The following is a 4,804-nucleotide window of genomic DNA, read 5'->3' on the forward strand; positions in this document are numbered from 1 at the left end:
GCCTCCGCGTCGTCCGCGCTGGGGCAAGCCACCCGGACGATGTCGCAGCCCGCGGCGGTCAGCTCGGCGATCTGCTGCAACGTGGCGTTGACGTCAGCAGTGAGAGTGGTGGTCATGGACTGGACGGCTACCGGGTGGTCACTGCCGATGCCGACGGAGCCGATCTGGAGTTGGCGGGTCTTGCGGCGTTCGCTCAGTACCGGGGGCGGGGTCGCGGGCATGCCAAGCTGAACGCTCATCACAGTCCTCCGTCGCGCAGGATGCTGTCGGTGATGCCCTCGGCGTCGAGCCCGCAGTCGCGGGCGAGCTGTTGCGGGGTGCCGTGGTGCAGGAAGCGCCCGGGGATTCCGAACGAACGGACGGGCGCGCTGACACCGGCGTCGCCACAGGCGCGGGCGACCGCGTCGCCGACGCCACCGCCGTGCAGGCCGTCCTCGACGACGTAGACCGTGCGGTGGTCGCGGGCGAGGTCGAGCAGGCCAGAGTCGACCGGCAGCACCCATCCCGGGTCGACGACGGTGACGCCGATGCCGCGCCAGGTCAGCGCTTCCGCAACCGCTAAGCACGTCGGTGCGGTGGCACCGACGGCCACCAGCAGCACATCGTTGCCGCCTGACAGCAACACCTCGACGTCACCGACCCGGCCGACTGCGGGGATGTCCTCGCCGATGGACGCCTTCGGGAAGCGGATTGCCGTCGGTCCGTCCTCGGTGTCGACCGCCTCCTGGAGCAGCTGCCGCAGCCTGGCCGCGTCACGGGGGCAGGCGACCCGCAAACCGGGCACCATGGCCAGCATCGACAAGTCCCACATACCGTGATGGCTCGGACCGTCTGGCCCGGTGATGCCGGCACGGTCGAGTACGAATGTCACGGGCAAACGATGCAGCGCGACGTCCAGCAGAACCTGGTCGAACGCCCGGTTCAGGAACGTGGCGTAGATGGCGACCACGGGGTGCGTGCCGCCCATGGCCAGCCCGGCCGCCGAGGTGACGGCGTGCTGCTCGGCCATGCCGACGTCGAAGAAGCGATCCGGGAATCGCTCGGCGAAGGTGCCGAGCCCGACGGGCAACGGCATCGCGGCCGAGATCGCGACCACGTCCTGCCGCCGCTCACCGATCGCCGCGATCTCCCGCTCGAAGACCGAGGTCCAGGAGGGCTTTCCGGCGCTGACCGGTTTGCCGGTGGCGGGGATGATCTGACCGCAAGCGTGCATCCGGTCCGCCTCGTCCTGCTCGGCGGGTGGGTAGCCCTTGCCCTTGACGGTCACGCAGTGCACGATCGTCGGCCGACTGGTGGCGCGGGCCGCGGACAGCGCCGCGTCCAGCGCCTCGGTGTCGTGACCGTCGACCGGGCCGAGGTAGGTCAGCCCCAGATCCTCGAACAGCGGCTTGGCCCGCGGGTTGTTCCGCAACTCACGCAGGTGCGCGGCGACCGAGCCGACCGTGGCGCTGTAGGACCGTTCGTTGTCGTTGAGCACGACGACGATGGGGTTGCGGGTGTCGCCGATGTTGTTCAGCGCCTCCCAGCACATGCCGCCGGTCAGCGCTCCGTCGCCGATGACCGCGACCACGTGGCGGTCGGATTCGCCGTTGATCGCGAACGCCTTGGCCATGCCGTCGGCGTAGGCCAGTACGGTCGACGCGTGCGAGTTCTCGATCAGGTCGTGCTCGCTCTCGGCCCGCGACGGGTAGCCCGACAGGCCGCCGTACTGCCGCAGCGAGGCGAACCCGGCGGCGCGGCCGGTGACGAGCTTGTGCACGTACGCTTGGTGCCCGATGTCGAACAGGATGCGGTCCTGCGGCGAGCGGAACACCCGGTGCAGGGCCAGGGTGAGCTCCACGATGCCCAGGTTCGGCCCGAGGTGACCACCGACTGCGGACACCGAGGTCACCAAGAACTCGCGAATCTCGGCGGACAGCTCGGCCAGGTCGGCATGGTCCAGCAGACGCAGGTCGGCGGGCCCGGTGACGGTTTCCAGCAGCGCCGTGCGCTGCCGTGGCACGGGAACCGACGCGATGAAGTCGCTGACGATGGTCACGGTCACTCCCGAAGGGTCAGGACACCGAGCGGACGGCGCTGGGAAGTCCGAAATGGATGGTTTCGGTCGTCGTCTCGATCTGCCGCACGTCCAGCGGGCCCAACCCGCCCAGTGCGCGCACGATCTCGTCGATCAGGTTCGGTGGCGCAGATGCGCCCGCGGTCAGCCCGACCACACTGGTCTCCGCCAGCCACTCCGGTCGGATGTCGGTGACGTCGTCGATCCGGTGCGCCGGGGTGCCGCCGCGCTCGGCCAGTTCCACCAGACGAACCGAGTTCGACGAGTTGGCGGAACCGACCACCAGCACCAGGTCGGCCTGATCGGCAACCGCGCGCAGCGAGCCCTGCCGGTTCGTCGTCGCGTAGCAGATGTCGTCGGAGGCCGCGCCGCGCAGCGCGGAGAACTTGGCGCGCAACGCCTCCACCACGTCGGCGGTCTCGTCCACCGCGAGCGTGGTCTGGGTCAGGTAGGAGATCCGTGAGGGGTCGTCGATGCTCAACTTGTCCACATCGGACACAGTCTCGACGATCACGGTCTGGTCCGGTGCCTCGCCGAAGGTACCCTCCACCTCCTCGTGACCACGGTGGCCGATCAGGACCACGGTGTCACCGCGACCGGCGTACCGGCGTGCCTCGGAATGCACCTTGGACACCAGCGGGCAGGTCCCGTCGATGACTCGCAGTCCCCGCCGGTCGGCCTCGTTGCGGACAGCGGGGGACACGCCGTGCGCGGAGAAGACCACCGTCACGTCGTCGGGCACCTCGTGGAGCTCGTTCACGAACACTGCCCCGCGCTTCTCCAGGTCCCGCACGACGTGCTTGTTGTGCACGATCTCCTTGCGGACGTACACCGGGCTGCCCTCGGCCTGCTCGAGCGCCCGTTCGACGATGCCGATCGCGCGCTCCACGCCGGCGCAGAACGAGCGCGGGCTGGCCAGCAGCACCGTGCGGGGCGCGGCCACCGACAGCCAACTGCCGAGCACACTGTCCACTATGGTCCGGCTGCGCTGGTCGGCGCCAATGGCGAGCAGGTCGATATCGCCGCCACGCGGCGCCGAAGCGATCTGCTCACCGACGCCAACGTCCACATGGGTCGAGACGACGCTGACGCTGTGCCGGCGCAGCTCACCGACCAGCAGCGGTGCCGCCGCGCAGTCCGACGGCAGCCGGTCGGCGAGACGGTAGCTGCTCGCGACGAGGACCGCGTCGCTCGGGGCCGGATTGGCGGGCGTTGCCCTGATGTGCCAGACGAGTGGGTGCACGACCTTCTCCTCAGCTGTTGCGACGGGTGACGAGTTCGGCTAGTACGAGCAGTTCCGATTTGGCCTGCTCGTCGAGGTGGACGGCCTCCAGCGCCGCGAGGGCATCGGCGAGCTGCTCCCGGGCGTGGCGCTGGGTCGCCTCGCGACCACCGGCCCGTTCCACCAGCAGCGCCACCTCGGTGACCTGCTCTGGCGTGAAGGCCTCGGGCTGGGCGTAGCGTTCGGCCAGTTCGGTGGCAGCCGGGCCACCCGCGCGCAGCGCGCTCACCACGGGGTAGGACTGCTTGCGCCGCACCAGGTCCGCGCCGGCCGGCTTGCCGGTGACCGCCGGGTCGCCCCAGATGCCAAGCAGGTCGTCGATGAGCTGGAAAGTCAGGCCCAGGTGCTCGCCGAAGTCCCGCAACGCCTTCCGCTGCCGCTCGTCCCCACCGGCGAGCACCGCGCCCAGCTCGCACGAGGTGCCCAGCAGCGCGCTCGTCTTGCCCCAGGCCATGGTCAAGTACTCGCCGGTGTCGACGTCGTTGCGCTCCTCGAAGGACAGGTCGGCGCTCTGCCCCTCGCACAGCGCGCTCACGCACTGGGCGAGCACGTCCACCGCGGTCGCGGTGCAGGCAGGAGACCCCGTGGCCGCGAGCGCCTGGAATGCGGCGGCCAGGATCACGTCGCCGGCCAGGATCGCCCGGTTGACGCCGAAGACAGACCAGGTGGTCGGCCGGTGCCGACGCATCTCGTCGGCGTCCATCACGTCGTCGTGCACCAGCGAGAAGTTGTGCACCAATTCCACTGCGACAGCCGCCCCGACCGCGACCTCCGGTGCGCCTCCGACCGCCTGGGCGGACAGCAGCGTCAGCGCGGGCCGGATCGCCTTGCCAGCTGGTGCCCGGCACGGCTCGCCAATCGCGTCCCACCACCCGAGGTGGTAACCGGCCAGGTGCAGCATGGAGTCCGGCAGCCGGCGCACCGCGGCACACAGCACCGGTTCGATGGTGGTCCGGCTCCACCCGAGGACCTCGCTGGCTGATCGGTGTGCCGACGTCGTCGCAAGAGTCACGGCATCCTCATTTCGCAGCGCTGATTGGGATGTGGCCGCCGTCTCGCGGCGACACCGAAAATCTCGAAGCAGAGCGGGGCGTGCCACATCATTAGTCGATGCGTACGCCTGTACTGATTCTGGTCGTAGTTTGCGGTCGCGCCGGGATGGTCCGGACGTGCGCGGGTGAGCAGATTTGCCGAACTTGCTTCCAAGCCAGGCGGGAACCATTCGCTTGAGGAAGACTCAGATCCTCGTCGCAGCTACCGCGTTTGTTCAACGAATGTGACCAAGCCAGACTGCGCGACAGATGGGTCTTTCACAAGAGAAAGTTTCAACAGGTGAAACCAGCTCGGGCGGAACGAGCTATGAGCGTTTCTAATGAGGTGATCTCAGTGGATTTTGCCGTGTTCGTGGTGGGTGAGGGTGAGTGCGGCGCGGACGATCGCGGTGATTTTGCGGGGGCTGGCGGTGA

The 4,804-nt window shown here is 69.0% G+C and carries 4 protein-coding genes; all 4 read right to left on the reverse strand.

The features are described 5' to 3' along the window. Nucleotides 1-239 (reverse strand): flavodoxin-dependent (E)-4-hydroxy-3-methylbut-2-enyl-diphosphate synthase (locus AC07FN_RS45655; RefSeq protein WP_478401340.1); only part of this gene is annotated, 239 nt, incomplete at its 3' end. Then, nucleotides 239-2,038 carry a 1-deoxy-D-xylulose-5-phosphate synthase gene (locus AC07FN_RS45660; protein WP_478401343.1) on the reverse strand — a complete coding sequence of 600 codons (1,800 nt, stop codon included), beginning with the start codon at nt 2,036-2,038 and terminating at the stop codon, nt 239-241. The genes AC07FN_RS45660 and AC07FN_RS45655, both read right to left, overlap by 1 nt. Nucleotides 2,039-2,054: 16 nt before the next feature. Further along, nucleotides 2,055-3,299, reverse strand: a complete 1,245-nt coding sequence (ispH, locus tag AC07FN_RS45665) for a 4-hydroxy-3-methylbut-2-enyl diphosphate reductase (RefSeq protein ID WP_478401341.1) — start codon at nt 3,297-3,299, stop codon at nt 2,055-2,057. A gap of 10 nt (nt 3,300-3,309) precedes the next feature. Beyond that, nucleotides 3,310-4,350, reverse strand: a complete 1,041-nt coding sequence (locus tag AC07FN_RS45670) for a polyprenyl synthetase family protein (RefSeq protein WP_478401342.1) — start codon at nt 4,348-4,350, stop codon at nt 3,310-3,312. Between the last annotated feature and the right edge of the window lie 454 nt (nt 4,351-4,804).

The sequence above is a fragment of the Saccharopolyspora sp. NPDC045941 genome (assembly GCF_056431445.1).